Consider the following 1,717-nt stretch of genomic DNA (forward strand, 5'->3'; position numbering starts at 1 on the left):
GGTGGAGGTCGGGGTTGCCATCGGTGTCCCTGATGCGCGTGGTCGGCGCAGTCGAGAGACATAGCGTGAACGCAAAGAAAGCCAAAGCGGCTTGGGTGGTGTTGCCCGGATGTCGCGAAGGCGGCCGCGATCCCACCTCAGGCTTTGACGTGGCTTGTGTTTCGCGAGCGTCGCTCCTAGAACCTCAGTCGAATTTGCCTTATTCTACAGTAGTTTAGTCTAATTCAAAAGTAGAGGGCCGGAGCCGCTCGCCATCTCGGTGCCCGTTCGGCTGCCGATTCCGGAGCCTCGTCATGCTGCCTCCCTGCCTCGCGCGATGCTTCGCCATCGACGCCCTGCGCTGCACGGCCCTGGCGGCATCGCTTCCGCTGTCAGTGGCCTGGCCCAGGCTCAACCGACCCGCGCGCCCGCGGCGAGCGGCGTGACCCTCGATGAGATCGGCGTCCAGGGCGACGGCCGTGCGTCCGGAGGGGCCGGTGCGGCCGGCGGGGTCGAGACCCTGAGGGAGAGTCCGAGGGGTCCGGTTCGCGGCTACGTCGCGACCACCAGCGCCACCGCCACCAAGACCGACACGCCGCTGATCCGCACGCCGCAATCGATCAGCGTGGTGGGCACCGAGCAGATCCGTGCGCAGAACGCCCAGACCGTGTCAGAGGCCGTGCGCTACACGCCCGGCATCTTCGCCAACCAGTTCGGCCAGGACCCGCGGGTCGACTGGTTCCTGATCCGCGGATTCTCGGCCACCGAGGGCGGGCTGTACCGCGACGAGCTGCAGCTCTTCCAGACGGGTTTCGCCAACTACAAGGTCGACGCCTTCGGCGCGGAGCGCATCGAGGTCCTGCGTGGCCCCTCCGCCACGCTGTTCGGCGGCAGCCCGGTGGGCGGCCTCGTCAACATCGTCTCGAAGCGCCCGCCCCTCGATCCACTGCGGTACATCGAGGTCGGAGGCGGATCGTTCAACCAGATCTACACCGCCTTCGACGTTGGCGGCCCGGCCGATCCCTCGGGACACTGGTTCTACCGGGTCACCGGCCGGCTGCAGAAGTCGGACGCGCAGGTCGCCCTGGCGGCGGAGGACCGCTACTACATCGCACCGAGCCTGACTTATAAGCCGGACGGAGCGACGACCTTCACGCTGCTCACGAGCTTCCAGCGCGACGAGGCCGGCGGGGTCGCCCAGTTCCTGCCCTATGTCGGTACCGTCCGGCCGCAGGCGCTCGGCCTGCGTATCGGCCGCCGGTTCAACGCCAGCGACCCCCTCGTCGACGGCTACAGCCGCAACCAGGCCAATGTCGGCTACGAGTTCGAGACCCATATCGACGACGTCTGGACGGTGCGCCAGAACCTTCGCTACGCCTTCACCGAGGTGCGCGACCAGCGCTACGTCGGCAACGACTACGTCTCGGGCGACACCACGCAGACCAATCTCAGCCGCTACGGCTTCCTCACGACGCCACATGCCGGCACCTTCGCGGTGGACAACCAGGCCGAGGCGAGGTTCTCGGACGGGCTGTTCGGCCACACCGTGCTGATGGGGATCGACTACAAGAACTACAGCCTGTTCGACAATCAGGCCTCGACCTTCCCTGTCCCGTCGGTCAACATCCTGTCGCCGCGCTACTTCCAGGCCTCGGCCCGCCCGCTGCCCTACCTCGTCACCACCCAGAACCTGCAGCAGCTCGGCCTCTACGCCCAGGATCAGATCAGGCTCACCGAG

Annotated in this window: 1 protein-coding gene; it reads left to right on the plus strand. The window is 67.0% G+C overall.

The genetic code is table 11. The features are described from left to right. Positions 1 to 421 precede the first annotated feature (421 nt). Positions 422 to 1,717, plus strand: a 1,296-nt coding sequence (locus ACFE7U_RS08530) for a TonB-dependent receptor domain-containing protein (protein ID WP_375409303.1), incomplete at its 3' end; no start/stop codon positions are given.

The sequence above is a fragment of the uncultured Methylobacterium sp. genome (assembly GCF_964251405.1).
Lineage (GTDB): Bacteria > Pseudomonadota > Alphaproteobacteria > Rhizobiales > Beijerinckiaceae > Methylobacterium.